The organism is Amycolatopsis sp. WAC 04182 (assembly GCF_003947465.1).
GTDB lineage: Bacteria > Actinomycetota > Actinomycetes > Mycobacteriales > Pseudonocardiaceae > Amycolatopsis.
In genome coordinates, this window is record NZ_QHJJ01000007.1 from 357,650 (window position 1) to 383,432 (window position 25,783).

Annotated in this window: 22 protein-coding genes; 13 read left to right on the forward strand and 9 right to left on the reverse strand. The window is 69.9% G+C overall.

Features of this window, described 5'->3' with window-relative positions; genetic code table 11:
- The first annotated feature begins 51 nt into the window (after positions 1-51).
- Entirely contained in the window at positions 52-1,134 is a 1,083-nt protein-coding gene (locus tag DMH01_RS33845) for a M20 family metallopeptidase (protein WP_125682051.1), read from the forward strand.
- On the opposite strand, the gene DMH01_RS33850 is transcribed toward DMH01_RS33845, so the two are convergent.
- A complete protein-coding gene (locus DMH01_RS33850; RefSeq protein ID WP_158633272.1) occupies positions 1,047-3,131 on the reverse strand; it encodes a tetratricopeptide repeat protein in 2,085 nt (694 codons plus the stop codon). The two genes, DMH01_RS33845 and DMH01_RS33850, sit on opposite strands and share 88 nt — an antisense overlap.
- Positions 3,132-3,296: 165 nt before the next feature.
- On the opposite strand from DMH01_RS33850, the gene DMH01_RS33855 reads away from it, so the two are divergent.
- The 7 genes from DMH01_RS33855 to DMH01_RS33885 all read left to right on the forward strand — a co-directional run bounded on the left by DMH01_RS33855 (position 3,297) and on the right by DMH01_RS33885 (position 9,631).
- A complete protein-coding gene (locus tag DMH01_RS33855; RefSeq protein ID WP_034324749.1) occupies positions 3,297-3,569 on the forward strand; it encodes a hypothetical protein in 273 nt (90 codons plus the stop codon).
- Between the two features lie 42 nt (positions 3,570-3,611).
- Positions 3,612-5,432, forward strand: coding sequence for a glutamine--fructose-6-phosphate transaminase (isomerizing) (glmS, locus tag DMH01_RS33860; protein ID WP_125682056.1), 1,821 nt, complete (start codon positions 3,612-3,614; stop codon positions 5,430-5,432).
- 27 nt (positions 5,433-5,459) lie between these two features.
- On the forward strand, positions 5,460-5,813 hold the full coding sequence (locus tag DMH01_RS33865) for a YciI family protein (RefSeq protein WP_125682058.1): 354 nt from the start codon (positions 5,460-5,462) through the stop codon (positions 5,811-5,813).
- Positions 5,814-5,818: 5 nt separating this feature from the next.
- The gene (locus DMH01_RS33870; protein ID WP_125682060.1) at positions 5,819-7,000 is read left to right on the forward strand and encodes an RNA polymerase sigma factor; all 1,182 of its coding nucleotides are present in this window, start codon (positions 5,819-5,821) and stop codon (positions 6,998-7,000) included.
- A 149-nt stretch (positions 7,001-7,149) separates the two neighbouring features.
- Positions 7,150-7,911 carry a DeoR/GlpR family DNA-binding transcription regulator gene (locus tag DMH01_RS33875; RefSeq protein ID WP_125682062.1) on the forward strand — a complete coding sequence of 254 codons (762 nt, stop codon included), beginning with the start codon at positions 7,150-7,152 and terminating at the stop codon, positions 7,909-7,911.
- Positions 7,908-8,801, forward strand: a complete 894-nt coding sequence (locus tag DMH01_RS33880) for a carbohydrate ABC transporter permease (RefSeq protein ID WP_125682064.1) — start codon at positions 7,908-7,910, stop codon at positions 8,799-8,801. Before DMH01_RS33875 ends, DMH01_RS33880 begins: the two co-directional genes overlap by 4 nt.
- 2 nt (positions 8,802-8,803) lie before the next feature.
- Positions 8,804-9,631: a carbohydrate ABC transporter permease gene (locus tag DMH01_RS33885; RefSeq protein WP_199745731.1), complete on the forward strand. Its 828-nt coding sequence runs from the start codon at positions 8,804-8,806 to the stop codon at positions 9,629-9,631.
- Positions 9,632-9,881: 250 nt separating this feature from the next.
- Here DMH01_RS33885 and DMH01_RS33890 read toward each other — a convergent pair whose 3' ends face one another.
- The 5 genes from DMH01_RS33890 to DMH01_RS33910 form a co-directional block, all read right to left on the reverse strand.
- Complete coding sequence (locus DMH01_RS33890) at positions 9,882-11,117, reverse strand: HNH endonuclease signature motif containing protein (RefSeq protein WP_233621760.1); 1,236 nt, start codon at positions 11,115-11,117, stop codon at positions 9,882-9,884.
- Between the two features lie 177 nt (positions 11,118-11,294).
- Entirely contained in the window at positions 11,295-12,644 is a 1,350-nt protein-coding gene (locus DMH01_RS33895; RefSeq protein WP_125682068.1) for a GH1 family beta-glucosidase, read from the reverse strand.
- Positions 12,645-12,655: 11 nt separating this feature from the next.
- Complete coding sequence (locus tag DMH01_RS33900) at positions 12,656-13,915, reverse strand: ABC transporter substrate-binding protein (RefSeq protein WP_125682070.1); 1,260 nt, start codon at positions 13,913-13,915, stop codon at positions 12,656-12,658.
- A 20-nt stretch (positions 13,916-13,935) separates the two neighbouring features.
- Entirely contained in the window at positions 13,936-17,583 is a 3,648-nt protein-coding gene (locus DMH01_RS33905; protein WP_125682485.1) for a BTAD domain-containing putative transcriptional regulator, read from the reverse strand.
- A gap of 60 nt (positions 17,584-17,643) precedes the next feature.
- Complete coding sequence (locus tag DMH01_RS33910) at positions 17,644-19,707, reverse strand: BTAD domain-containing putative transcriptional regulator (protein ID WP_125682072.1); 2,064 nt, start codon at positions 19,705-19,707, stop codon at positions 17,644-17,646.
- A 275-nt stretch (positions 19,708-19,982) separates the two neighbouring features.
- Between DMH01_RS33910 and DMH01_RS33915 the strand changes: the two genes are divergently transcribed.
- Positions 19,983-20,234, forward strand: coding sequence for a hypothetical protein (locus DMH01_RS33915; RefSeq protein ID WP_034316198.1), 252 nt, complete (start codon positions 19,983-19,985; stop codon positions 20,232-20,234).
- Positions 20,235-20,316: 82 nt separating this feature from the next.
- Positions 20,317-20,952 carry a response regulator transcription factor gene (locus DMH01_RS33920; protein WP_125682074.1) on the forward strand — a complete coding sequence of 212 codons (636 nt, stop codon included), beginning with the start codon at positions 20,317-20,319 and terminating at the stop codon, positions 20,950-20,952.
- 47 nt (positions 20,953-20,999) lie between these two features.
- Here DMH01_RS33920 and DMH01_RS33925 read toward each other — a convergent pair whose 3' ends face one another.
- Together DMH01_RS33925 and DMH01_RS33930 are read right to left on the reverse strand one after the other, a co-directional pair.
- On the reverse strand, positions 21,000-23,516 hold the full coding sequence (locus DMH01_RS33925; RefSeq protein ID WP_233621761.1) for a hypothetical protein: 2,517 nt from the start codon (positions 23,514-23,516) through the stop codon (positions 21,000-21,002).
- A 78-nt stretch (positions 23,517-23,594) separates the two neighbouring features.
- Positions 23,595-24,122 (reverse strand): EF-hand domain-containing protein, encoded by a 528-nt coding sequence (locus tag DMH01_RS33930; protein ID WP_199745732.1) that lies wholly within the window; start codon positions 24,120-24,122, stop codon positions 23,595-23,597.
- A 130-nt stretch (positions 24,123-24,252) separates the two neighbouring features.
- On the opposite strand from DMH01_RS33930, the gene DMH01_RS33935 reads away from it, so the two are divergent.
- The 3 genes from DMH01_RS33935 (at position 24,253) to DMH01_RS33945 (ending at position 25,427) form a co-directional block, all read left to right on the forward strand.
- The gene (locus DMH01_RS33935) at positions 24,253-24,459 is read left to right on the forward strand and encodes a hypothetical protein (protein WP_125682078.1); all 207 of its coding nucleotides are present in this window, start codon (positions 24,253-24,255) and stop codon (positions 24,457-24,459) included.
- Between the two features lie 59 nt (positions 24,460-24,518).
- Complete coding sequence (locus DMH01_RS33940) at positions 24,519-24,695, forward strand: CsbD family protein (protein ID WP_125682080.1); 177 nt, start codon at positions 24,519-24,521, stop codon at positions 24,693-24,695.
- Between the two features lie 66 nt (positions 24,696-24,761).
- Complete coding sequence (locus DMH01_RS33945; protein WP_125682082.1) at positions 24,762-25,427, forward strand: pentapeptide repeat-containing protein; 666 nt, start codon at positions 24,762-24,764, stop codon at positions 25,425-25,427.
- On the opposite strand, the gene DMH01_RS33950 is transcribed toward DMH01_RS33945, so the two are convergent.
- Positions 25,412-25,747 carry a cupin domain-containing protein gene (locus DMH01_RS33950; RefSeq protein WP_125682084.1) on the reverse strand — a complete coding sequence of 112 codons (336 nt, stop codon included), beginning with the start codon at positions 25,745-25,747 and terminating at the stop codon, positions 25,412-25,414. The two genes, DMH01_RS33945 and DMH01_RS33950, sit on opposite strands and share 16 nt — an antisense overlap.
- Positions 25,748-25,783: the final 36 nt, after the last annotated feature.

Sequence of the window (25,783 nt, forward strand, 5' to 3'; positions counted from 1 at the left end):
GCTTTCGAGGCCGCGCAGCGACGGCGTTCCCGCCTGCGCGAAAGTAGGCGCATGACTGTCGACGCGATGATCGAAGACCTCAGGACCCTCGTCGAGATCGAGTCGCCCTCGGGGGACATCGAGGCTTTGACGGCGTCGGCCGAGGCGGTCGAAGCCCTCATCGAGGCTCGTCTCGGCGGAACGGCGAACCTGGTGGAGAGCGCGGCGGGACCACACGTCCGGTGGTCCGGGGCCGGTGAACCGCGCGTGCTGATCCTCGGGCACCACGACACCGTGTTCCCGATCGGCACCCTGGCGCGGCGTCCGTTCGCGGTGACCGACGGCCGGGTGACCGGGCCCGGGGTGTTCGACATGCTCGGCGGGCTGGTCCAGGCGATCCACGGCCTGGCGGCGCTCGGCGACACGACCGGCGTCGAGATCCTGGTGACGGCCGACGAGGAGACGGGCTCGCACGAATCCCGCGCGCTCATCGAGGAACGCGCCCGCGCGTGCGGCGCGGTGCTCGTGTTCGAAGGAGCGGCCGACGGCGGTGGCCTCAAGATCGGCCGCAAGGGGTGCGGCACGTTCGAGGTCGTCGTCACCGGCCGGGCGTCGCACGCCGGCCTCGAACCCGCGGCCGGGGTCAACGCGCTGACCGAAGCGGCCCATCAGGTGCTGGCGATCGCCGCGCTCGACCGGCCAGAGGCCGGGACCAGCGTCACCCCGACGGTCGCCTCGGCGGGAACGGCGAGCAACGTCGTGCCCGCGTCCGCGACCGTCGTGGTCGACGTGCGGGTCGAGTCCGCCGAGGAGAAGGAACGCGTCGAGGCCGGTTTCGCCGCGCTCACCCCGCGCCTGCGAGGGGCGGAACTCGTGGTGCGGGGCGGGATCCACCGGCCGCCGATGCCCGAGTCGGCCGCCGCGGACCTCTTCGCCGTCGCGCAACGGCTGCTGCCCGGAGTCGCCGGGGTCTCCGTCGGCGGCGGGAGCGACGGCAACCTCACGGCCGCGATCGGCGTCCCGACCCTGGACGGGCTCGGCGCCGTCGGCGGCGGTGCGCACGCCGATCACGAGTACCTGCTGGTCGAGTCGATGGCCGAGCGGGCGGAGCTGGCCGCTGGACTTGTTGCCTCCTTGATGCGCTCGCGCGCTTGAGCGGCGCGTTGTTCGTTGCCGTACCTGGCGAAGAGCACGGCGGCCTCGGTCCAGCATTCGATGGCTTCACGCACTTTGCCTGTCTCGTGAAGTGAAGTTGCGAGTGTGTAGGAGGGGTGGGCGATCGACAGCGGCGCGCGAATCGCCCGGGCCCGTGCGATGGCGGTCCGGCACATTTCGATGGCCTTCCCGTGGTCGCCGATGTCCTGCAGCAGCTTGGCGAACGCGTTCATCGCGCCGACCTCCCCGGTCAGATCGCCGACGCGGCGGCGGAGGGCGAGTCCTCGCTCACAATGCGCGAACGCCAGCCGATACTGGCGAAGCCCTGCATACGCGAGGCCGAGGTTGCCTTCGATGACACCTTCCATGCGTACGCCTTTGGGGATCATGCGCAGTGCCTCGGAGAACGAAGTGACCGCTTTGTCGAAGTCTTCCCGTTCGTTGTGGGTCAAGCCGACTCCGTTGAGCACCGACGCCTGGTTGTACTCGTCGCCGAGTTCGATCGAGAGGGCCATGGCCCTCTCGAGGTCGGGCAGTGCTTCAACCCAGCGGTTCAACAGCGTGAACGCCTCCGAGGTGATCAGCAGGAGTCTGATTTCAGCGGCGTCATCACCGGTTTTCCTGGCGGAGTCCAACCCGGCCAGCCCGGACTCCAGCCACTCGTCGTGCCTGCCGAGCAACAGGAGGAACCGGAGTCCTTCGGCGAGGGAGATCACCACCTGATGCAGTCCGTTGGTGGCGGCGTGTCGCAGAGCGGCCAGGCAATTGAAGCGTTCGGCCTCGATCCAGGCCATCGCTCCTCCCTGGTCGTCGAAAGGAGGCTTGGGGACCGGCATCGCCGCGGGCGAAAGCAGCCTGAGGTGCCCGGAGAAGAGGACGACATCGCACGCATGGGCGGTGTGCACATACCAGTCAAGCAGTGCCTTCAGAGCGTCATCGCGGTCTTCGGCGCTGTCCACGACCGTCGCCTGCTCCAGGGCGTAGGCGCGAAGAAGGTCATGGAAGCGGTAACGGTTGCCGGCAGAGGGCTCGAGCAGGTGTGCCGACGCCAAGCCGCCGAGCAGTCTGCGCGCGTTCCGCACGTCGAGTCCGCCGAGGGCCATCGCCGCGTGCAGGCTCAGATCCGGGCCGGGGTGGAGGCCCAAGCGCCGGAACAACGACGCCTGCTCCGCGGTGAGGCGCTGATACGACGAATCGAACACAGCCCGGACCGCGGCCCGGTCGTCTCCCGCGGTACTCAGGGCGTCGATGCGGTCGCGGTCGTCGAGCAGTTCGGAGACGACGTCCGTGACCGTGGTCCGCCCGTCGGCGCCGACCCGGCTGGCGGCGATCCTCAGTGCCAAGGGGAGCCGCGCGCACAGCCTGATCAGTTCGGCGACCGCGACCGGTTCGGCCGCCGCCCGCTCCGCTCCGATGATCCCGGTCACCAGTTGCAGCGCTTCGCCGAAACTGAGGAGATCCAAGGTGATCCGGGTGGCGGATTCGGTCACGACGAGGCCGGTGAGGCTGTCCCGGCTGGTCACGATGGCCATGCAACCGGGTGAGGCGGGAAGCAACGGCCGGACCTGGTCCGCGCTGTTCGCGTTGTCCAGCACGATCAGGATCCGGCGACGGGCCAGCAGGGAGCGGTACAGCCCGGCCTGGGCCTCGATGCCTTGCGGCAGGTCGCCGGGCGGTGTGCCCAGCGCGAGGAGAAAGCCGTCCAGCACCTCGCCGGGGCCGGCGGGATCACCGGGTCCGTAGCCCCGCAGGTTCACGTGCAGGGTCCCATCGGGGAAGCGGTCTTGGACCAGATGCGCCCAGTGCACCGCCAGCGAGGTCTTGCCGATGCCCGCGGCGCCGTCCAAGGCGGAGATGACCACGGCGTCGGAGACGCTGTCCGGTCCGTTCCCGGAAAGAAGCGCGTCGAGGGCGGCCACGTGGTCGGCCCGGCCGGTGAAGTCACGGACCGCCAGGGGTAGCTGCCGGGGAACCACGAACTCGGGGACGCCGGTCATCATTCGAGTCTGGCGGCGAGGTCGCGCCGACAGTAGCGGGCAAGGGAACCGCCACTCTGATGGAGCACCCCCTGGCTCGTTGGCGAACAACCTCTCGGCCGCCGACTGACTGCCAGTTCTTGCCCGATTTCGGGCAAGAACTGGCGTTTCGATAGCCCGATGTGCATGATGGGCTCCGTGGAGGACGCGGACATCGTCGAGCAGGTGGCCTTGTCGACGGGTCTGTCGACGGCCATCGCCGCCCGTGTCGTCGAGGACGTCCTGGCGTTCTACCGGCAGCCGGTCGAGCAGTACGTCCGGGAGCGGCATGCCCGGTTGCAGGCCGAGGGCAGGAAGAACCCGGAGATCTTCCCCCGTATCGCCGGTGAGCTGAGCCGTCGTCTCGTCGCGCCTCCCGATCTGTCCGAGCGGCAACTGCGCCGCATCGTCTACGGCTGACGGACCACACCCGTCCGTTTTCTTTTGTGAGGTTGACTCGTCATGTGCGGAATCGTCGGCTACATCGGCGGCCAGAACGCCGCCCCGATCCTGATCGAGGGGCTGACGCGGCTGGAGTATCGCGGCTACGACTCGGCCGGGATCTCCGTCCTCGGCGGTAAAGGCGCCCAGGTGCACCGGATCGTGGGGCGGGTGCGGAATTTGACGGCCGCCCTGCCGAAGCGGCTCGCGGGCAAGGTCGGCATCGGGCACACGCGGTGGGCGACGCACGGCCCGGCGACCGAGGCCAACGCCCATCCGCACGTCTCCGAGGACGGCCGGATCTCCGTGGTGCACAACGGGATCATCGACAACGCCGACGCGCTGCGCGAGCAGCTCACCCAGGCCGGGGTCACGCTGTCCTCCGAGACCGACACCGAGGTGCTCGCCCACCTGATCGCGCGGTCGAGCGCGAAGACGCTGGAAGACGCGGTCGTCGAGGCGGTCTCCCTCGTCACCGGCACTTACGCCATCGCCGTGACCGACACCGGGCACCCCGACCGGGTCGTGGTCGCGCGGAACGGTTCGCCGCTGATCATCGGCGTCGGCGACCGGGAGATGTTCGTGGCCAGCGACCTGTCCGCGCTGGTCCGGCACACCTCGCAGGTGGTGCATCTCGACGACGGCGAGTTCGCCAGCGTCTCGGCCACCGGCTACCGCACCTTCACCGTCGACGAGAGCGACACCGGCAAGGCCGCGACGGCGATCGACATCCAGGCCGACGACCTCGACCTCGGCGGTCACCGGCACTACATGTACAAGGAGATCCAGGAGCAGCCGGAATGCCTGGAGCGGATGATCCGGGGACGGCTGGACGACCGGTTCGGAGTGTCCCGTTTGGACGGTCTGAACCTGACTCCCCGTGATCTGCGCGGCTTCGCACGGGTGAAGATCCTCGGCTGCGGTTCGGCGTACTACGCGGGCCAGATCGGCGCCACCATGATCGAGGACCTGGCGCGGGTCCCGGCCGACGCGGAGGCCGCGTCCGAGTTCCGCTACCGCAACCCCATCATCGAAGCGGACACCCTCTACATCGCGGTCAGCCAGTCCGGCGAAACGGCGGACACCGCGTTCGCCGTGGAAGAGGTCAAGCGCAAGGGCGGCCGGGTGGTCGGCCTCGTGAACGTCGTCGGTTCGACGATCGCGCGGGCCTGTGACGGTGGCCTGTACCTGCACGCCGGCCCGGAGATCGCCGTCGCCTCGACCAAGGCGCTCACCAACATGGCCGTCGGGTTCGCGATGATCGCGCTGGCACTGGGTCGCGTCCGCGATCTGTCCAATGCGGACGGACAGCGGATCGTCGCGGCACTCCGCGCGCTGCCGAAGCAGGTCGCGGCCATCGTCGAGGCGGAGTCGCAGATCGCCGAGCACGCCAAGATCTGCGCGGACGCGCGGAGCCTGTTCTTCATCGGCCGGGTCCGCGGCTTCCCGGTGGCACGGGAGGGCGCGCAGAAGTTCAAGGAGATCTCGTACCGGCACGCAGAGGCCTACCAGACCTCGGAGCTCAAGCACGGCCCGCTCGCGCTGATCGACGAGGAGCTGCCGACGGTCGCGATCGTGCCGTCCGACGACCTCGCCGACCGCAACCTGGCCGCGATGCAGCAGATCAGGGCGCGCAAGGGGCAGGTGCTGGCGATCACCCACGACGACGTGGACTTCGGCGATCTCGACGTGCCGCGGTTCGTGGTCCCGCGGTCGGAGCCGGAACTCGACCCGATCCTGCTCACCATTCCGCTGCAACTGCTGGCCTACCACGCGGCGCTGATCCTCGGCCACGACATCGACAAACCGCGTAACCTCGCGAAGTCCGTCACCGTGGAATGATCTCCTGAGCCGTCGAAGGGGTCCGTAATGAGGCAGTACCTGCTCGCCGTCCAGCTCGACGAGAGCGAACGGGACGCGCCCGAGGAAGAGGTCCGGGCGATGCTGGCCAGGACGGGCAAGGTCACCGACGAGATGAAGGCCGCCGGGTCCTGGGTCTTCGTGGGCGGGCTGGAGCACTCGGACGTCTCCACGGTCGTCCGCCCCGAAGGCGGCAAGGTCACGATCACCGACGGGCCGTTCGCCGAGACGAAGGAACAGCTCGGCGGCTTCTGGGTGATCCAGGTCGACGACCTCGACCAGGCGCTGGCCTGGGCCGGAAAATGCGCGCTCGCCTGCGGGCAGCCGATCGAAGTGCGGCCGTTCGGCGACCCGTCGCGGTGACGCCGATGGATCTCGACGGGATCTACCGGGCGGAGTACGGCCGGTGCGTGGCCACCCTGACCCGCCTCCTCGGCGACATCACGCTCGCCGAGGAGGCGGTTCAGGACGCGTTCGCGACGGCGATGGAGAAGTGGGCGGAAACGCCGCCCAATCCGGGCGCGTGGATCGTGACCACCGCCCGCAACCGCGCGATCGACCGCCTTCGCCGGGAATCCACCCGCGAGGCCCGGCACGCCCAGGCGCTGCTCCTGCACTCCCAGGACGAGCCGCGGGAGGTGGGGCCGGTGCGCGACGACCAGCTCCGCATGATCTTCACCTGCTGCCATCCGGCGCTTTCACCGCTCGCGCGGACCGCGCTCACCCTGCGCCTGATCGGCGGGCTCGAGGTGGGGGAGATCGCGCGGGCGTACCTCGTCCCGGAAACGACCGTGGCCCAGCGGATCGTCCGCGCGAAGAAGAAGATCCGCGACGCGGGGATCCCGTACCGGGTGCCGGGGACCGGCGAGCTGCCGGATCGGCTGGACTCCGTGCTCACCGTGCTCTACCTGGTCTTCAACGAGGGGTACACGTCCACGTCGGGCGACCTGCTGCGGACGGACCTCTGCGTGGAGGCGGTGCGCTTGGCGAGGGCGCTCGCCGATCTGATGCCCGAGGAGCCGGAGGTGATCGGGCTGCTGGCACTGCTCCTGCTCACCGAAGCCCGGCGCCCCGCGCGGGTGGGGCCTTCCGGTGAGCTGGTGGTGCTCGCGGAGCAGGACCGGTCGTTGTGGAACCGGGAGCTGATCGTCGAGGGCCACGAACTGGTGCGGCGATGCCTGCGCCTCGGCCGTCCGGGCCCGTATCAGGTGCAGGCCGCGATCAACGCCGTGCACACGGACGGCGAGTCGACCGACTGGACCCAGGTGCTGGCGCTCTACGACCAGCTGTGGCGGCTCACTCCGACGCCGGTCGTCGCGCTCAACCGCGCGGTCGCCGTCGCCGAGGTACACGGCCCGGCGCCGGCGCTGGCCGGGATCGAGGAGCTGGACCTGCCCGGGTATCACCATCTGCCCGCCACGCGGGCGAACCTGCTGTCCCGCCTCGGCAGGACTTCGGAGGCCGTCGCTGCCTACGACGAGGCGATCGCCTTGGCCACGAACGACACGGAACGGGCTTTCCTGCGGGCCAAACGGGCAGTCCTGGCGTAGTTTCGGGCAACCGTCGGCGAAAACGCCGCGCACGCTATGTCCTCAATGGACAGAGCGGCGGATTCCGGATGAGGGGTTCCGTTGTCGGACCGCCGAGAAACCAACTATTGTCGCCATGACCGCTCATCCGCCAGGGCAGGAGGTGACCGTTGTACGCCGAAGAGCGGCAGCGCGCCATCCTCAAGCAGGCCCGGCAGAACGGCCGAGTCGACGTGGCGACGCTCGCGGCGGCTTTCGAGATCACCAGCGAGACCGTCCGCCGCGACCTGACGGCGCTGGAACGCAGCGGAGCGGTGCGGCGGGTGCACGGCGGCGCGATCCCCGTCGAGCGGCTGGGTATCGAGCCGGGGCTCGACGCCCGCGACGCGGTGATGAGCGCGGAAAAGGACCGCATCGCCGTGGCGGCGCTGGAGCAGATCCCCGACGGGGGCGCGATCCTGCTGGACGCGGGCACCACGGTGGCCCGGCTGGCGAACCTCGTCCCCGCCGACCGCGGGCTGACCGTGGTCACCCCTTCGCTGCCGAACGCGTTCACCCTCGCCAACCGGCCCGGCGTCACGCTGATGCTGGTCGGGGGACGGCTGCGCGGCCACACCATGGCGTCCGTCGACGGCTGGGCGCTCGACGCACTCAAGGACACGTACGTCGACGTCGCTTTCCTCGGTACCAACGGCCTTTCCGTCGAGCGAGGGCTCACCACCCCGGACACCGCCGAGGCGATGGTGAAGCGCGCGGCCATCGCGTCCGCCCGGCGGACGGTGCTACTGGCCGATCACACGAAGATCGGCGACGATCATTTCGCCCGGTTCGGGGGCCTTTGCGACGTCGACACGCTGATCACCGACAGCGGCGTCGAGCCGGAGGAGATCGACGACATCAGCCGGGCAGGCGTCAAGGTGATCATCGTTTGAAGCGTACGGGCGAGCGGCTCGCCGGATACTTGATGACAGCGCCGTTCTACGTCCTTTTCGGCGTGTTCGGACTTTTCCCGTTGCTCTACACCGCCTGGGTGGCGCTGCACCATTGGCATCTGGTCAACGGTGACACCGGGTTCGCCGGGCTCGGCAACTTCGCCGTGCTGCTTCAGGATCCGCATTTCTACAACGCGCTCTTCAACACGGTCAGCATCTTCGTCCTTTCGACCGTCCCGCAACTGCTGGCCGCGCTCGGGCTCGCCGCCCTCCTCGACCGTCCCTTGCGGGCGCGGACCCTGTGGCGGGCCAGTGTGCTGCTGCCCAACGTCGTCTCGGTGGTCGCGGTGGCGCTGGTGTTCAGCCAGCTGTTCGCCGAGGACTACGGCGTCGTCAACTGGGTGCTGGGCCTGGCAGGGCTCGATCCGGTGGACTGGCGTTCGGACCGGTTCGCCTCGCACGTCGCGGTGAGCACGATGGTGATGTGGCGCTGGACCGGCTACAACGCGCTGCTCTACCTCGCGGCCATGCAATCCGTGCCGCAGGAGCGCTACGACGCCGCGATGCTCGACGGCGCCTCGCGCTGGCGGACCTTCTGGTCCATCACCGTGCCCGCGATCCGGCCGACCATCGCCTTCACCGTCGTCATCTCGACCATCGGCGGGTTGCAGCTGTTCGCCGAGCCGCAGCTGTTCGACGACACCGGCGTCAACGGGACCGGCGGCGCCGACCGGCAGTTCCAGACCCTCGCCATGTACCTGTACGAAAAAGGGTTCGGCGAGTTCGACGCCGGATACGCGGCGGCCATCGCCTGGGTGCTGTTCCTGTTCTCGGCCGTGTTCGCGCTGGTCAACTTCTCGCTCGTGCGCCGGATGCGGGGCGGTGAGTGACCGTGGCGGCCAGGGAACGGACCGGATTCGTCGTCTACGGGCTCCTGCTCGCCGTCGCCGTCGCGTCGATCTTCCCGTTGTACTGGTCGTTCGTCGTGTCCTCGAAGGACAACTCCGCCCTCGGCGAGACCACGCCGCCGCTGCTGCCCGGCGGCAACCTGATCGAGAACGTGGGCAGGGTCTTCGAGACCGTCGACTTCTGGCTGGCGATGCAGAACTCGCTGATCGTCGCCGGCACGGTCACCGTGTCGAACGTGCTGCTCTCGAGCATGGCCGGATTCGCCTTCGCGCGGCTGCGCTTCCCGGGCCGCGACTCGCTCTTCCTGGTGGTCATCGGCACCGCCATGGTTCCGGCCCAGCTCGGCGTCATCCCGCTGTACCTCGTGGTCGGGGAACTCGGCTGGTACGGGCGGCTGGAGGCGGTGATCGTGCCCGGGCTGGTCGGCGCCTTCAGCGTGTTCTGGATGCGGCAGGCGTGCGAGGAGGCCATCCCCGGCGAACTGCTCGACGCCGGACGCGTCGACGGCTGCTCGACGGCGCGCCTGTTCTGGCACGTCGCCATGCCCGCCATCCGTCCTCAGGCCGCCGTGCTCGCCATGCTGACGTTCATGACCGCGTGGAACGACTTCTTCTGGCCGCTGATCGTGCTCGATCCGAACGCGCACCCGACCGTCCAGGTGGCTTTGTCGCGGCTGGCGAGCGGCTACTTCACCGACTACTCGCTGATGCTCACCGCGGCCACGATCGGTGTGCTTCCGGTGATCGTGCTGTTCATCCTGCTGGCCAGGAAGGTGGTCGACGGCGTGATGCGGGGCGCGCCGCGGGCCTGACGACCACGGCCGGGTCTGGGCCCTGTTCTCGTGGCCGGGTGGTTGCCGTTTTTCGGCGAGGGCAGGTTGTTGTGTGGTCGCTTGGTGCGGCCGCGGTTGTGTCGAGTGGCTGGGCCATGGCCGTTTTCGGCGTCAGGAAGGCCCACGGCGTGATCACGAGCGGAGTCCTGCCCGATCGGGCCGTAGCCGTATTTCGGCAACCAAGTCGGCGCCGCTGGTTGTGGACACGTTGCCGTTTTTCGGCGACGGTTCAGAACGGTGGTTCCTCGGTGCGGGGTTCGTGCAGTGGCGGTGGCGAGCTGTCGTAGCTGTGTCCCGTGGGTGTGGTGATGGTGAGGGTGCCGTCTTCGGTGAGGTGGTAGATCCAGCCGGGTTCGTCTTTCAAACGGTGGTCGCGGCGGCACAGATCGATCAGTTCGGTGTTGGCGGTGTGGCCGCCGTGCTGCCACGGCACTGAATGGTCGAGGTCGCAGGCTTGGGCGACGCGGTGGCAGCCGGGTCTTCGGCATTCCCGGTCCCGGACCCGCACGAACTCGCCCAGTCCGGCGGTGGGCCGGTAGCGGTCGCGGCCGAGGTCGAGGACTTGTCCGGAGAGTGGGTCGGTGATGATCCGCCGCAACACCGTGTCCGGCCCGGACGCGATCTGCCGGGCCAGTGAGGCGGGGATGTGCCCGTGTCCGGCCAGTTCGGCGGGATCCTCGTTGATCCCGAGGTAGGTGTTCAGGTCCATGTAGAGGAACACTTCGGACCGTTCGGTCTTGCCGCCTTGGCCGCCCAGCAGGAGGTCGAGGGCGATGTCGGCGCGCAGCTGATCCAGGGTGCGGGTCTCGTCCCCAGTCTTGAGGGCGCGTGCCTCACGATCGATCCGCGTGTAGGCGGCGGCGACTTTCTCGACGGGGCCGTCTTCGACCTCGATCGAGGCGACCCCCATCTCGCCCTGCCGGATCGACAACCGACGCCCGCCACGATGCCGCTCCGCCCGTCGAGCAGCACCCTCCCGGTCGGCCACCACCGCCGCATGATTCGCCGCCTTCCGGATCTGCTCCGAATTCCGGCCCGGCAGCCGGTCCTCCAACACCTCGTCCACCGCGCGGGCATCCTCGTCCGACAACCACGCCGTCGCGGTGGCGACTTTCATCGCCCCGTAACCACCTACCTCGCCGCGGTCCAGCAGCCCGAGTGTGCGGGGCAGGCGGGTGGTCAACGCCGCCGCCGTCGACACCAGACCGGCCGCGTGAGCGTCCACAACGGACAGAGCGAACGCGACCTCCTGCACCACACTCGACGCCCCACCACGGTGCCGATTCAGCTGAGCCAACGCGCGGAACCGGACCGCCTCCAACCGCGCGATCCCCTCCGACGCTGCGACAGCCGCGTCGACAGCATCACCGTCGCCCAACGAATCCAGCCCGGCATTGACCTCCTTCAGTGCATCAGAAGCAGTGATTTCCTTGAGTAGCGCCACAGTGGCGTTGCGGGTGTCCACACACAGAAGCTACAACCGACCACCGACAGTTTCCGGCACCAGTGCGTCGCCGTTTTTCGGCGATGACCGAAGGCCGTTTGATGCCAACGCATTCGCGAACCGCAGCATGTGCCCACAGAACAAGCGACCGCCCATCGACAGACTCCAGCGCGTCGCCGTTTTCCGGCAACAACGCCGTCACAGCCCGTTGCGCGCCACCACATCCGCGTAGAACCGGGCGCTGTCCTTGAGTACCCGCTCCTGTGTTTCGAAGTCGACGTGCACGAGGCCGAACCGCTGCGTGTACCCCATCGCCCACTCGAAGTTGTCCAGCAGCGACCAGGCCATGTAGCCGCGGACGTCGGCGCCGCGTTCGATCGCGTCGTGGACGGCGGCGAGGTGTTCGGCGAAGTAGCGCACGCGTTTCTCGTCGTGTACCCGCCCGTCGACGACCTCGTCCTCGAACGCGGCGCCGTTTTCGGCGATCACGAGCGGCAGGCCGGGGCAGTGTTCGTGCAGCCACAGCAACAGATCGGTGAACGAAGAGGGTCGCTGTTCCCAGCCGAGCGAGGTCAGGTCGCCGCGGGGCGGCTGGACGTCCATTCCGCGCAGGCCGGGCAGCGGGCAGTTGCTGTCGGCCTCGGGATCGTCGAGCGGGACCGCGCGGGCGGGCGCGTAGTAGTTGACGCCGAGGACGTCCAGCGGCTGCGCGATGATCTCCAGATCACCGTCGGCGATCGCCGGTTCCAGCGTGCCGAGATGCGCCAGATCCGCCAGCAGTTCGGGCGGATAGCCGCGGCCCAGCAGCGGATCGAGGAAGAACCTGTTGTGCAGGAAGTCGAACTTGCGCGCGGCCTCGCGGTGCGCGGTGTCGTCCACATCGGTCAGGACCGGGGCGAAGTTGAGCACGATGGACACTTCCTGCTCACCGCCGTTCGCCCGCAACGCCTGCGCGGCCTTGCCGTGCGCCAGCAGGAGATTGTGCCCGGCGACCAAGGCCGCGCCCTCGTCCCGGATGCCGGGCGCGTGATCGCCGTTGCCGTAGCCGATGAAGGCGGCGCAGAACGGTTCGTTGATCGTGGTCCACTGCCGAACCCGGTCGCCGAGTGCCTTGTGGACAGTCAGCGCGTAGTCGGCGAAGAGGCTCGCGACGTCACGGGCGGGCCAGCCGCCTTCCGCTTGCAGCGCTTCCGGCAGATCCCAGTGGTAGAGCGTCACCATCGGGGTGATCCCGTGCTCCAGCACCGTGTCGACAAGGCGATCGTAGAAGGCGAGGCCGCGTGGCTCGACCGTGCGGCCATCCGGCATGACCCGCGACCATGCGACGGAAAACCGGTAATAGGGCACGCCGAGCCCGCTCAGCAGCCCGATGTCCTCGCGGTAACGCCGGTAGTGGTCGCAAGCCGGGTCACCGGTGGCCAAACCCGGCCGCGCGGTGAAAGTGTCCCAAATGGACGGTCCACGGCCGTCCACCGTCGTCGATCCCTCGATCTGGTACGCCGCCGTGGCCGTGCCCCACCGGAACCCGGCCGGAAACCTGCGTGTCACGCCGTCTCCACTCACTTGTCGGCCGCGGCGCGGCCTTCGGTCGCTGCCTGGCTCCATGCTTGGTCGAGCGATTGCTTCCCCTCTTCGACGCGGCCGAGGGCGTGCCCGTAGACCGGCCGCACCTCGCCGTCGCGCAGCCCGCGGTAGTTCGGCCGCAAAGCCTCGGCGGAGGCCGCGAAGATCTTGCCGATCGGCGCGCCGCTGAAGTACTGGCTGGTGTGGGAAAGCACGGCGGTGTCCTGATACGCGCCCAGCGCGCTCGGCAGCAGCCCGCTTTCGAGGAAGATCCGCTTCTGCTGTTCGGGCGCGGTGAGCCAGACGGCGAGGTCGTAGGCTTCCTTGCGGTGCGCGCCCTGTTTCGGGACGGTCAGGAACGAGCCGCCCCAGTTGCCCGCCTTGCCCGGAACCGAGGTGACGTCCCATTTGCCCGCGAGCTCAGGTCCGCCCGCCTCTTCGATCTGGGTGAGCATCCACGCGGGACAGGTGATGGCGGCGAACCGGCTCTGCTTGATCGCCACCGTCCACGGCTGGGTGAAGGTGGTGACGGCGGCCGTCTCCTTCTTCAGCGCCATCCCGCCCGCCAGCTCGAAGGCCTTGCGCACGTTGGGGTTCGTGTCGGCGATGAACCGCTCGTCCTTGGAGAAGTAGTTCTCCTGCGCCTGGTTGAGCATCGCCGTGTAGACGGTGCCCGCCGAGTCGGCGAATTTGACGTCGTCCGGTGCCTTGGCGCTGAACCGTTCGCCGGTTTCGGCGAACTTCTCCCAGGTCGGCCACAGCGCGGCCACCTGGTCGCGGTCGGACGGCAGGCCCGCGTTCGCGAACAGGTCGCGCCGGTAGCAGAGCGCGAGACTGCCCATGTCGGTGCCGAGGCCCATCACGAACTTCCCGTTTTCGGCCGTGCCCTGGTCCCATTTCCAGGCAGGCCACTGCTCGCGGAGCCCCTGGGCGCCGAACTCGGAGAGATCGCTGAACTTGTCCGTCGACTGGCGGAACTTCGGCAGATACTGCTCTTCGATCGCCACCACGTCCGCGCTGCCGCGTCCCGCTCCGAGCCCGGTGGCGAGCTGGCGGTGATGCGTCTCGAAGTCGGCGACCCGGCCCTCGACGGTGATCCCCGGGTGGGCCTTTTCGTAGTCGTCGAAAAGCTTTTCGTACCCGAACTCGCCGAAGGTGGCGACGGTGAGCTTGATCGGGCCGCCGGCTTCCGGCGCGCTCGAACAGCCGCTGAGCAGCAGCACGAGTGCCGTCAATCCGGCCAGTACGCGGGTCATGGTTCTCCTCGGTCGTGCGGTCACGCGAGTCGTCTCGGCAGCTGGTCGCCGACGGTCAGCCGGGAATCGGCGTGCAGTTTGGTCAGGACCCTGGACACCAGCGACTGCACCGTCCGCCTCGGCAGGCTCAGCTCGGCGGCGATCTCCGGGTTCGACAGCTTCGCCGCCACCAGCCGCGCGACCCGCAGTTCCAGCGGCGACAGCGCCCCGCTGTGCCGGGGGCTCCGCTCGGCGCGGCTCAGCACGCCGTAGCGGCGCAGCCTGCTTTCCGCCCGGCGGATGCTCCAGGTGGCTCCGACGTCGCCGAGCACCTCGCACGCTTCGGTGAGCGAACGGGTCGCCGCTTCGAGATAACCGGCGCGGCCGAGCAGTTCGGCGGCGTCCTCCAGTGCGGCCGCGAGTTCGATCGGGCGGTGGACCTCGCGGTAGTGATCGGCCGCGGCCAGCATGCCTTCGGGGTCGCCGTCGATCAGCGACCGGCACCGGAGCGCGGCCGCGGTGGCCCTGGCGGGGACGGTCTCCTGGCTCGCCTCCTCGGCGCAGACGGCGAGCGCTTCCTGCGCGACAGCGTCGTTTCCGGCGGCGAGCGCGACGCGGACGACGTCGGGAAGCCATTGGTGGCGCAGCATCATCCGGGCGTAGTCGGGCCGCAGCACCGGCGCGAACAGCCTCAGCGCGTCGTCGAGTTCGCCGCGTTGCTCGGCGGCCATCGCTAGTGCCGCCAGGTAGAAGTCGCAGCTCTCGCGCTCGGACGAGTTCGACGGCGAGTGTGCTTCGGCCGCTTCGAGATGGGCGCGGACGGCGACGCGTTCGTCGCGTTGGCCCGCGATGAGGGCGGCGACCCCGTGCAACAGCAGGGCGGCGGCGCCCGGCTCGCGGACACCGTAGAAGGTGATCGCCGGGCCGTCCTCGGTGACCGAGTCCAGTTCGGCCAGCGCCTCGTCCCAGCGGCCGGTCCAGTAGTAGTGCACGGCGGCCGAGACCTGCGGGCCGGTCGGCAGGCCGTGCCGCGCGGCCGTCTCGTACCCGGCGTGCAACGTGGCGTCGGCTTCGGCGAGCCGGTCGAGGTTCTGCAGGGTGAACAGGCGGTTGTCGAGCAGGTCGAACCGCAGGGTCGCCAGGTCGGGCTCGTCACCGGTGGTCTCGAGCGCCGCGTCGATCGCGGTCAGCGCCCGGTCGTGCTCGCGGCGGATCGAGTGCACGAGCCACAACGTCTGCTGCGCGTGCGCGGCCGGGTAGCGCTCACTCGCCTCGGCGTGCAGGGCCCGCGCGATCCGTTCGGTCTCGTCGAGATCGGCGAGCGTGCCGCGCCGGAAGTTGGCGAGCAGCGTCCGGGTACTGGTGCGCCACAGCTCCGGCATCGTCGGGTCGTCCGCGGTGTCGGCGAGTGCCTCGATCGCGCCCGGCGTGTCGCCCCGGCGGTACCGCAGCGCGGCGAGGAAATGCCGCATCTGCGCCAGATCCGCCTTGTCGGTGACGATCTTCACCGCCTGCTCGGCTTCCGCCTCGGGAGCGAGTTCGAGCCGGAACAGCACCCGCACCAGCGCCGCGATCAGCGTCTCCCGCTGCTCGCGGGTGGGCACCGTGCTGTCGAGCGCGCCGCGGAGCAGGTCGGCCGCGATATGCGGGGCGCGGTTGGACACCGCGACGTGGTTGGCGGTGAGCCAGCCTGCCAGCCACGGGTCGAACGGCACCGGCCCGGCCGCCAGCTGCTCGGCGACCCGTTTGATCGGCGCGCCCGCCCGCGCGAGCGATTCGGCGGCGCGCCGGTGCAACGCGGCACGGACCGGTTCGGCGATGGCGCCGTAGAGCGCCTGCCGCTGGAACGGATGGTGGAAGGCGAGTTTGTCGCCGGCGTACTCGATGACGCCCGCGGTGGTGGCGGGTTCCAGCTCCCGCAGGACCTCCAACGGGCCCTTGTCCGCCAGCGCGGCGAGGTCCTCGACGGCGAACTCCGCCCCCAGCAGCGAGGCGGTCCGCAGGATCTCGGTCGTGGCGGGGTCGAGGCATTCCAGCGTCCTGGCCACCGCCGCCAGCAGCGACCGCGGCGCGTTCTCGGTGCCGTCCAGCGTCACCTCGGCCACGCCGTCCTTGCTCCGCAGAGCGCCGGTGCGGACCAGGTCGTACGCGATTTCCCTGGCATAGAGCGGGTTCCCGGCCGCGCGCCGGACCAGCGGGCGCAGGCTCGGGCCGAGCTTGGCTTCGAGGACCACCTCGAACACGGCGGCGATGTCGTCGTCGGTCAGCACTTCGACCGGCATGATCTCGCCGTCCCTCGCCTCGACCCCGCGACGGAGCTGGGCGAGGTCGCGGCGGCCGTGCCCGGTGCGCGTGGCGGCGACCAGCAGGAGCGGCAGCTGGCGGGTGGCGGCGGCCAGCCGCTGCCACAGCAGCACACTCGCCTCGTCCGCCCAGTGGAGATCGTCGATGACCAGTACCAGCGGGCCCGCCGCGCAGGTCTCGTCGACCAGCGCCAGCAATTTGTCCACAGTGGACAAGATTGGGTCGGCGGGGCCCCAGTTGCCGTGCGCGGGTTCGGCGTGCAGCTCGCCGGCCAGCCGGGCCTTGGCCGGATCGGCCGCGCCGTGGTGCACGCCGAGGCATTCCATGATCACCTGCAGCGGGAACCGTTGCCGCAGCTCGTCGGCCGCGGTCCAGGCCAGCTGGCAGCCCCGCGCCGCGGCGCCCGACAGGCCGGCGATCAGCAGTTCCGATTTGCCGATGCCCGGTTCGCCTTCGAGCCAGACCGGGCGGCCGCGGCCGGCGAGCACGTCGGTGACGAAGCCGTCCAGCCGCTCGACCTGGCGGGCACGGCCCGGCAGGTACCCCTGGCCGCCGCGGTCGATCGCCTTGGCGACCGGCGGCGGCACGACGCGGACCGGAACCGGTTTCGGTCGGGTGACAGGTTTTTCGCTGCCGTCCAGGATGCGCTGGTGCAGATCCCGCAACGGAGCACCGGGTTCGACACCGAGTTCGTCCCGCAGTATTCGCCTGGCTTCGCGGTACGCGCTGAGCGCTTCGATCTGCCGCCCGCTGGCGTGCAGGGCGCGCATGAGCGTCTCGTGCAACGACTCGCGTAACGGGTGCCGCTGCACCAGCGCGGTCAGTTCGGCCACCACTTCGCGGTGGTCACCGATGCCGAGCAGGGCCGTGGCGCGCAGTTCGGTGGCGGTGAGCTGGAGTTCGGTGAGCCGGACGCGTTCCGCTTCGGCGAACGGGCCCGGCACGCCGGAGTAGGCCTCGCCGCGCCAGAGACCGAGCGCGGTGGTCAGCCGCGCGGCCGCGCCCTGCTGATCGGTCTGGGCGAGCAGTGCTGCTCTGGCGGCCGCGGCGTCCTGTTCGAACCGGTTGACGTCGAGCGCTTCCCGGTCCAGCCGCAGGACGTAACTCGACCCGGTTGAACTCAGCACCTCGTGTGCGTCACCGCCCGCCTTGCGGATCGCGCCGCGCAGACCGGAGACATAGGTGTGGACGCTGCCGGTGGCGCTGGCGGGCGCCGACTCGCCCCAGACGTCCGAGATCAGCTCGCCGAGGGAGATCGCCTGGCCGCGGCGCGCCGCCAGGGTGGCGAAGACCGCGCGCTGCCGGGCGGGCCCGAGCTTCAGCTCGACGTCGTCGAGCCAGGCGCGAGGCGGCCCGAGCAACTCGACGCGCAGCCCGTTCGTCAAGCCGGCTCCATTTCTCGTCATGCACCGAAAGTGGCCGGATCACTACTGTGTCCCCGCAGTTTAGGACGTCCTCGGTGCGGTTCGGTTGCGCACCCGGGCGAGGGTGTGCAGCGGCGCGCACCAGGGCTGCGCCGACCAGGAGGGCGTGGCCGCCGTTTCGGGCAACAGGAGCGCGGCGAGCTCGCCGGCCAGGCTCCGGTGCTGCTCCTCGGTCAGATTTCGTTGGTGGGAAAGCAAGTGGAGCAGTTCGACCGCCGGGCCGGTGGACAGCGCGCGGACGTTGTCGAGCAGCCACTGCGGGATCCAGCGGGCCGTCAGCTCGTCGCCGACCTGGAGCAACTGCTCGGCGACGCGGTCCGCGGGGGCGCCGGAGCCCGCCATGGTCGCGGCGATCTCCTGGTGCAGCACGGCGCGGATGGCGGGCGGGGTGTTCGCGGCGCACACCTCCCGTACCAGCGGGACACGGAACCGCAGCCGATCTCCCTCGGTTTCCAGCACACGCGCGGCGAGCGCCTCTTCGACCGCTTCGATGAGCGTCCGCAGTTCGCGGCCGGTGACCCCGGTCAGATCGGCGACCGTGAACGACGAGCCCAGCAGCGCCGCCGAATTCAGCGTTCGCTTGCACGGCACGGAAAGCGCGGCGAGATGATCTTCGACCACGGCGGCGATCCGGCTGTGCGGAGTGATGGCGGGCTCGCGCCCGTCGGCGAACTCGGCGAACAGCTCGCACAGGTAGCCGACGTTTCCGGCGGTGTACCCGGCGGCGAACCCGAGGAAGTCCTCGCCCGGATCCCTGGCCAAGGTCTCCTCGGCGAGCGCGGCGACGGCCGGGCCGTCGAACGGCGGCAGCGAGACGACGTCGCCGTCGAGCCGCGAGCGGAGGACTTCGAGGGTGCGGCGCCGGGGGAGGGGCCGCGCCGAACCGATCAGCAGCAGTGGCAGGTGCGCGGTGAAGCGGTGCAGCCGCTGCCAGGCGAGGAGGCTTTCCTCGTCGGCCCAGTGCAGGTCTTCGAAGACGAGTACCCAAGGCCCGTCTTCGCACAGTTCGGTGACCGTTTTGCCGAGATCGGCGAGGGCTTCGCCGCCGAGGCAGTCGGCGATGAGGCTCAGCGGGACCGCGCTCGTCAGCTCGTCGGCTTCGACCCAGCGCGTGCGGCTCCTCGCCGTGGCGAGGGCTTCGGCCAGGAACGCGGTCTTGCCGCTGCCTGCCTCGCCGTCCAGCCAGATCGTGCCGCCGCGGCCTTCGTCCAGCAGCGCGGCCAGGTGCCGGTGCACCCGGCGGAGTTCGAACTCCCGGCCGACGAAAGCGGACGGTCGTCCGGGCGGGGTATGGGCCTGCCGATGCCGTTCCGGCCGGTCCTGGTGGTGCAGTGCCGGATCGTCGTCCAAGACCCGCTGGCGCAGGGCGAGCAGTTCCGGCCCGGGTTCGAGGCCGGACTGCTCGATGATCGTCTCGCGGGCGCGGTCGAACGCGGCCAGCGCCTCGGCCTGCCTGCCGGACCGGAACAACGCGGTGATCAGCATCCGGTGCAGGCCTTCGCGCAACGGATGGCGCTCGACCAGCACGGCGAGCTCGCCCACGAGTTCGCGGTAGGCGCCGAGGTGCAGCGCGACCTCGGCTTGGCGTTCGAGCGCGCTCATCCGCAACTCGTTCAGCCGGGCGCGCTGGGTCTCGGCGAACGGCCCGGGGATCCCGTCGAGCGCGGAACCCCGCCATTGCCCGAGCGCGGAGCGAAGCGACTCCAGCTCCCGTTCGTGCGAACCGGCGATCCGATGCGTGCGGGCCCGCTCCAGCTCGGCTTCGAAGACGTGGACGTCGATCTGCTGCCTCGGCAGATCGAGGCTGTAGCCGGCGCGGCTGGCGACAAGCGGTTCGCCCGCCGGCTCCAGCGCGCGGCGCAACGCGGAGACGTAGGTGTAGACGATGCCGGTGGCGCTGTCCGGGGGCCGCTCGCCCCAGACGGCGTCGATGATCTCCTTGCGCGAGACGAACTGGCCGGCGCGCAGGGCGAGCGTCGCGAACACCGCCTGACGCTGGGCGGGCCCCAGCGCGATCTCGCCTTCGCCGTGGCGGGCGGGGGAACCGCCCAGCAGCCGCACCGTCAGCGAGGAAACCTCGTCCATGACCTGCCGCCTGTGCGTCCGACTGCCGAAAAGAGTGTCCTGCTCAGCGAAAGCCTAGTGGCGGCGATGTGGGTTTCGCAATCAATCGGGCACTCACCGTGTGGGTTTCGGCGGTTGATCCCCGATCATGCCGTTTCGTGGACTGTCGGATGTCCGTTCATGTGGGTTTCAGGCCGCGTTCAGCCGAGGGGCGACCGGGCAAAGCCGGGCGTTCTCGGGGGCAGAATGTCGTCCGGCTCTGGTCGAAGGCATGCGCGGCTGTGCATGCTGTGACAGTGAGCCAGGATCAGGAACACTTCGCCGGTGACGTCCTGCTCAGCCTCGCCCGGAACGGTAGGCTGGTACTCGACGCCGATGAGGCCGAAGCCCGCATCACCGACCTTCGGCGGACGCTGGCCTTCGGCTACGCCCTCCTCGCCGACCCGGACTACACCGGACCCGAGGGCAGGCTCCGCGAGATCCTGGACGAGCTGCCCAAGTACGTCGAGGCGTTTCAGCAGGCCACGAAGTCCTTCACGCCTCGTTGAGAACTCGTGGAGACTTCGTGAAGAGCTCCTTCGCAGACTGTGTCCCATCCGACTGGGGCCGCGGACAAGCGGAGGGGACGAAGTGGACACGGAAACCCGACAGATCACCGTGGCGGTGCACGCGCCCGACCCGATCACCACCGCGGGCTTGGCCAGCCAGCTGGGCACGCAGCAGGGGATCGACATCCGGGACTGGGACCAGCGCGCCGAGACCGACGTACTGGTGTTCGCCGCCGAATGCCTGACGCCGGAGATCGTGCTCTGGCTCCGGCGGCTCGCCGCCGAGGACGGCAAACCGGTGGTGCTCGTGGTGAGCCAGATCAGCGAGGCGGAACTCGTGCCCGCCATCGAATGCCGGGTGGTGGCGGTCCTGCCGCGGTCGGCCACGACCGGCGAACGGCTGGCGCACGCCGTCCGCGCGGCGGCCACCGGCGGCGGAGTGCTCCCGCCGAGCCTGCTCGGTGAACTGCTCAAGCACGTCGAGCGGCTGCAACGCGAGGTGCTCGATCCGATGGGCGTCAACACCGCCGGGCTCACCACCCGGGAGATCGACGTGCTGCGACTGATGGCCGAGGGCAAGGACACCGTCGAGATCGCCGGCGAACTCAGCTACTCGGAACGCAGCGTGAAGCACATCATCCAGGGCATCACCGGACGGCTGAAGCTGAAGAACCGGCCGCACGCCGTCGCGTACGCGGTGCGGGCCGGGGTGATCTGAGGCGCCACTCACCGCCGCGTAGACGGCGACCCGGAAGTCCGGCGTGTTCACGAGGCGTATCGGCCGTTCAGCAGTGCCGTGGCCAGTTCGATCCGGGAGCGGTAGCCGGTCCGGCTGAAGAGCAGGCTCAGCCGTCCGTCCACACTCTTGCGGCTGGTCTGCAGGGTCTTCGCCAGTTGCTCGTTCGTCAGCCCTTCGCCCGCCAGCAGCGCCAGCAGGTGCTCGTTCTCGGCGGCCGTTTCCTCCTGGTCACCTGGGGGAGTGATCCCGTTGTCCCGCATCAGATTCCGCAGCCGTGCGCGGTACAGCAGCGCGTCGAGCGAGCCGAGCGTCTCGTAGACCTCGATGAGCACCTTGGGATCCGTCGCGTGGTGCCGGACCAGGCGTTCGGCCGCGATGACGAGCTCCAGCGGCTGTTCGCGTTCCCTGGCCAGCCACAGGCATTCGGCGTCCGGCTCCTGTCCGAGGCAGGCGCGGACCAGATGGCGATGCAGCAGCACCCGTCCGGTCGGCATCGCGGAAGCGAGTTCCTCCAGCGCGTCGAGCGCCTTCCTGGCCGCGGCCCGGTCGTTCTTCCGCAACGCGAGTTCGGCGAGATCGGCCCAGGCGATGTCCGTGCCGACGGCGAGCCCGCAGGTGGCCGCGTGCAGGCGTTCGGCGGCACGGTCGGTCTCGCCGAGGGCCATGTCGACCCGGGCCTCCGCGATGTCGAGCAGGTGCGCCAGCATCGGCGCCGTGGCGCGGGCGGCGGTCAGCAGCTCCCGTGCCGCGGTGAACCGTCCCTGCGACAGCAGGACCGACACGATCGACAGGTGCATCGCGGCCGAGCCGGTGTCGTAACCACGCCGCGAACGGTCGGCCACGCTGCGGTGGGCGAAGTCGATCGCGCGGGCGGGCTGCCCACGCATCACAGCGAGCATCGAACGCTCGCTGTCCCGCAGCCCGGTTTCGGGGAAGTCCTCGTCGGCGAGCAGCTTCTCCGCGCGTGCCCGTTCGCCCAGCACCAGCAACGCGGTGACGTACGAGGTGAGCTGGTCGTTCCGGTGCCGCCGCGCCGTCCTCAGCGGCCACCGCTCGCGTTCGGTCAGGTTCGCGCCGAACCGCGCCGGGCGGCCGGCCCAAAGCTCGGCCAGACTGCCGAAGAGTTCGCCCAGCATCGCGGAAACCGTCGATTCGGTTCGCCAGGAATCGTTCTCCGCCAGCAGTTCGGCCGCTTCCGCCCAGCGGTCCAGCAGGCTCAGCGCGATCGCGCTCGAGGCCACCGACCAGTCCGGCGGGTTCGTGGCGATCCTCGCCAGTTCGGCCGTGTCGCCGGAGTTGTGCAGCGCGCAGACGGCGATGGACTGGGCTTCTTGCGCGGCGTCGGCGGACAGCCGGTCGGGGAATTCCTCCAGCAACCGCCGCGTCCCCGCGAGACTCTGTTCGTGGTCTCCGTTCAGGTGACACCACATGGTGTGGAGAAGGGTCACCCTCGCCCGCTGCGGCCGGTCCTCGGTCAGCTCGACCGCGGCGCGCAGCCATCGCGCGCCGCGGGTGGTCTGGTCGTCGGGCAGGAAGGCCGCGTTGTCGAGAAGCTCGGCGAGGGCGCGGCGCGGGTCGATCAGCTTGCCCGCCTCGGCGATCCGGTCGGGGAGGTAATACTGGTCGGACGTGTGCGCGGTCCCGTTCCACAACGCGGTGACGGCGGCCGCGGAGAGACGACGGCGTTCGAACGGCCCGAGTTCGGCGATCAGCGCGTACGCCACCACCGGCACGGTGAACCGCCAGCCCCGGCCGCGGTGCAGAATCCCGTCCGCACGAAGGGTTTCCAGTATCGCGAGCGTTTCCGCGGGATCCTGCGCGAGGACCTCGCTGATCAGCGACGGCATCGCCGCACCGAGCGGATGCAGCATGGCGGCCGCCTTCGCGACCGCGAGCCGTCCGGGAGCAGGCTGCGTGGAGCGCGACGGCACCGGCGTGCCCGGAACGAGGAACGCGCGCCGGTCGACGATCCGGATCGCGCCCTGCGCGCGCAGCAGGTCCAGCGCCTGGCGCAACGCGGCGGGCACGCCTCGGCTGAGTTCGTGCAGCCGGTCCCGCAGGAGGGCGCTCGGAACGGCACCCAGCGCCTCGACGACCGGCCGCGTGATCTCCGCGGCCGTCAACGGCGGCAGCCGGATCGGGTCCACCAGGCCTTCGGCTCGCAACCGCCGCACGACGGCGAGCCGTTCGGCGACGTCACGGACCGGGGTTCGCGTGGCGCAGACCAGCTTGCCCGGCGAGCGGCGGATCAACGCCGCCAGCTCCGGGAGGGAATCGTTCCCCATCCACTGGGTGTCGTCGAGCAGCAGCACATGCCCGTCGCCGACGACGGGAGGCCAAGGATCGCTCCCGGGCGCGAGGTCGCCGTCCTGCGTGAAGCGCACGGTCGAAACCCCTTGCCCCGACGCGGAAAGCCGCTCGGACAACCGGGCGAGCAGCGTGGTCCGGCCGACGCCCGCCGGCCCGGTCACCCAGACGCAAGGCGCGCCTTCGCCGGTGACGCGCTCCAGGATCCACTCGGCCACCTCGTCCACGCCTGCCATCCTGAGCGGGGTGGCGATCCACGACGTGGTGGACGGCCGGGTCTGGCCCGTATGGCCGCCGGGTCCGCCCGAAAGCCGTCAGGCGGCGAGCGGGCCGAAGACCAGGGTGCCCGGCGCCCTCGCGTCGTCACCCGCCCAGAACTCCAGCCACAGCGCGGCGAACTCGTCCCGGGACAGCATTCCGTCGCCGTCCGAGTCCAGCAGCGGGAAGGTGGCGTCGGTGTCGGTGGGGCGGCCGTTCCAGACCTCGATCAACTGGCGGTACTCCGCCGCGGAGATCAGGCCGTCCCCGTTCTCGTCGATCGCTTCGAACATCGCGTCGGCCGTCGCGGTCACGGCCTCGGGCGTGCCCGGAAGCCTGTCGACCACCAGCAGGACCTCGTCGAGGGTGACCTTGTCGTCCCGGTCGAGATCCGACGCCGCCAGCAGCGTCGTCCACCAGCTCAGCATGATGCCGGTCAGGCGCCGCTCGTCACCCGGGCCGCGCCGCCGCGCCCAGCGGTCGGCCAGCGCCTGGAAGTCCCGCTCCTGGAGAAAACCGTCGCCGTCGACGTCCATCGCGGCGAAGACGCCGGAGATCTTGCGCCGCTGCAAGTCGCTCGCCATGCGTCCGAACGATAGAACCGGCGGCGTAACGGCACATCGGCCATTCAGGGCCACGGCCATCCACGATCGGGGGAAGGGGCGAGGAGCGCCGTACCGTGGACAGGGAACGACCTGCACCCGGAGGTGGCGGATGACGGCCGAAATCGAACGGGCGGCCCACGCCTACTGTCGTGTCTGCAATCCGGACCCCGGCCTCGGCGAGCCGGTCACGGCGCTGTGCGGGGCCACCCATCCGTATTGGGGCCGTCGCGAACGGCCGGTGAACAACTGCCCGGACTGCGTGGCCGTCGTCGCGAAGACGGTGTACCCGTGCGGCCACACGGGTGGCGAGAGATGAGAGTTTCCCCGGCCCGCTGCCGGGTAACCGGAGGCAGCGGACAACGAAGGGAGGCCATGATGAACGACAAGGCCGAGAACAAGGTCGAAGAACTCAAGGGCAAGGCGAAGGAAGCCGCCGGGGACGCCACGGACAACGAGCAGTGGCAGACCGAAGGCAAGGCCGAGCAGGGCAAGGCCAACGTCAAGCAGGCGGGCGAGAAGATCAAGGACGCCGTGAAGGGTGTTCGCGACTGATTCGCGGCCTGGCTCGCGCGTGAAGGGACCCTTCACGCGCGAGCCCCTGCGGTACGGTCCCGGATCATGGACTTCCGGGATTTCGGCGGCATCAAGGTGCGGCGCCCTTCGGTCGAGCGCGACGACCTCGAAAACGAGCCCGCCGTGTTCCGGGGCGATTTCGACTTCGATTCGGTCCACCTCGACGGCGGCGAACAGGACGGGGCCCGCGGCGGCGGTGAGATCGCGCGTTCCCTCGTCTCGGACGTGAGCCTGGCCAACTCCCGGCTCGACAGGCTGACCCTCTCCGACGTGATCCTCGAAGGCGTCGACCTGTCCAACGCGGCGATCCGCGAACTGTCGGCCCGCCGGGTCGAAATCCTTCGCTGCCGCGCCATCGGGCTGGGAGTGGCGATCACCTCCGCGACCGATCTGTATGTCGAGAACGGGCGCTTCGACTACGCGTCGGTGACGGTCGAGCGGGTGAAGGGCTCGGCCGTGTTCTCCGGATGTTCGTTCCGGGAGACGGCGTTCTCCGGTGACCTGTCCCGGCTGACCTTTGTGGACTGTGAGTTCACGGACACGGAATTCGCGGCGACCGCCGCGGTGGGGTGCGATCTGCGCGGTTCGCGCCTTTCCGGCGTCCGTGGCCTGCTGACCCTGCGCGGCGCGAAGATCACCGCTGAGCAGGCCGTCTCGGTCGCGGGGATCCTCGCGACCGAGAGCGGATTGTCGGTTCAGCCCTCCGGATAGAAGACGAAGAGCGTGCACCCGGTCGCCGACGCGGGCACGTGCCATGAACCGGCCGGAGCGTGCAGGAAGGTTCCTGCCGGATAGTCGCGCGCGCCGTCGTTGAAGGTGCCGGAGACGACGAACACCTCTTCGGGGCCCGGTTCGTGGACGTCGCGGTGCGGCCACGAGGTGCCGGGATCCATTTCCAGCACGTTGGCGTGCGCGCCGTCCGCTCCTGTCCACAGTGGACGAAGCCGGATCCCGGGGAACAGCTCGCGGACGGGGGATTCCTTGACGGGGACGGAAGTGTAGCCCTCTTGGGCGAGGATCTCGGGGTGCATGACCTCATCGTGCCGTGATCATCCTGCCGCCGGACA

What these genes read in the sequence shown, in the direction of transcription:
- DMH01_RS33950 (WP_125682084.1), bottom strand. Translation starts at nt 25,747, where the DNA reads ATGCACCCCGAGATCCTCGCCCAAGAGGGCTACACTTCCGTCCCCGTC.
- DMH01_RS33845 (WP_125682051.1), top strand. Translation starts at nt 52, where the DNA reads ATGACTGTCGACGCGATGATCGAAGACCTCAGGACCCTCGTCGAGATC.
- DMH01_RS33925 (WP_233621761.1), bottom strand. Translation starts at nt 23,516, where the DNA reads ATGGCAGGCGTGGACGAGGTGGCCGAGTGGATCCTGGAGCGCGTCACC.
- DMH01_RS33850 (WP_158633272.1), bottom strand. Translation starts at nt 3,131, where the DNA reads ATGACCGGCGTCCCCGAGTTCGTGGTTCCCCGGCAGCTACCCCTGGCG.
- DMH01_RS33870 (WP_125682060.1), top strand. Translation starts at nt 5,819, where the DNA reads ATGGATCTCGACGGGATCTACCGGGCGGAGTACGGCCGGTGCGTGGCC.
- DMH01_RS33910 (WP_125682072.1), bottom strand. Translation starts at nt 19,707, where the DNA reads ATGGACGAGGTTTCCTCGCTGACGGTGCGGCTGCTGGGCGGTTCCCCC.
- DMH01_RS33940 (WP_125682080.1), top strand. Translation starts at nt 24,519, where the DNA reads ATGAACGACAAGGCCGAGAACAAGGTCGAAGAACTCAAGGGCAAGGCG.
- DMH01_RS33935 (WP_125682078.1), top strand. Translation starts at nt 24,253, where the DNA reads ATGACGGCCGAAATCGAACGGGCGGCCCACGCCTACTGTCGTGTCTGC.
- DMH01_RS33945 (WP_125682082.1), top strand. Translation starts at nt 24,762, where the DNA reads ATGGACTTCCGGGATTTCGGCGGCATCAAGGTGCGGCGCCCTTCGGTC.
- DMH01_RS33930 (WP_199745732.1), bottom strand. Translation starts at nt 24,122, where the DNA reads ATGGCGAGCGACTTGCAGCGGCGCAAGATCTCCGGCGTCTTCGCCGCG.
- DMH01_RS33865 (WP_125682058.1), top strand. Translation starts at nt 5,460, where the DNA reads ATGAGGCAGTACCTGCTCGCCGTCCAGCTCGACGAGAGCGAACGGGAC.
- DMH01_RS33855 (WP_034324749.1), top strand. Translation starts at nt 3,297, where the DNA reads ATGATGGGCTCCGTGGAGGACGCGGACATCGTCGAGCAGGTGGCCTTG.
- glmS (WP_125682056.1), top strand. Translation starts at nt 3,612, where the DNA reads ATGTGCGGAATCGTCGGCTACATCGGCGGCCAGAACGCCGCCCCGATC.
- DMH01_RS33900 (WP_125682070.1), bottom strand. Translation starts at nt 13,915, where the DNA reads ATGACCCGCGTACTGGCCGGATTGACGGCACTCGTGCTGCTGCTCAGC.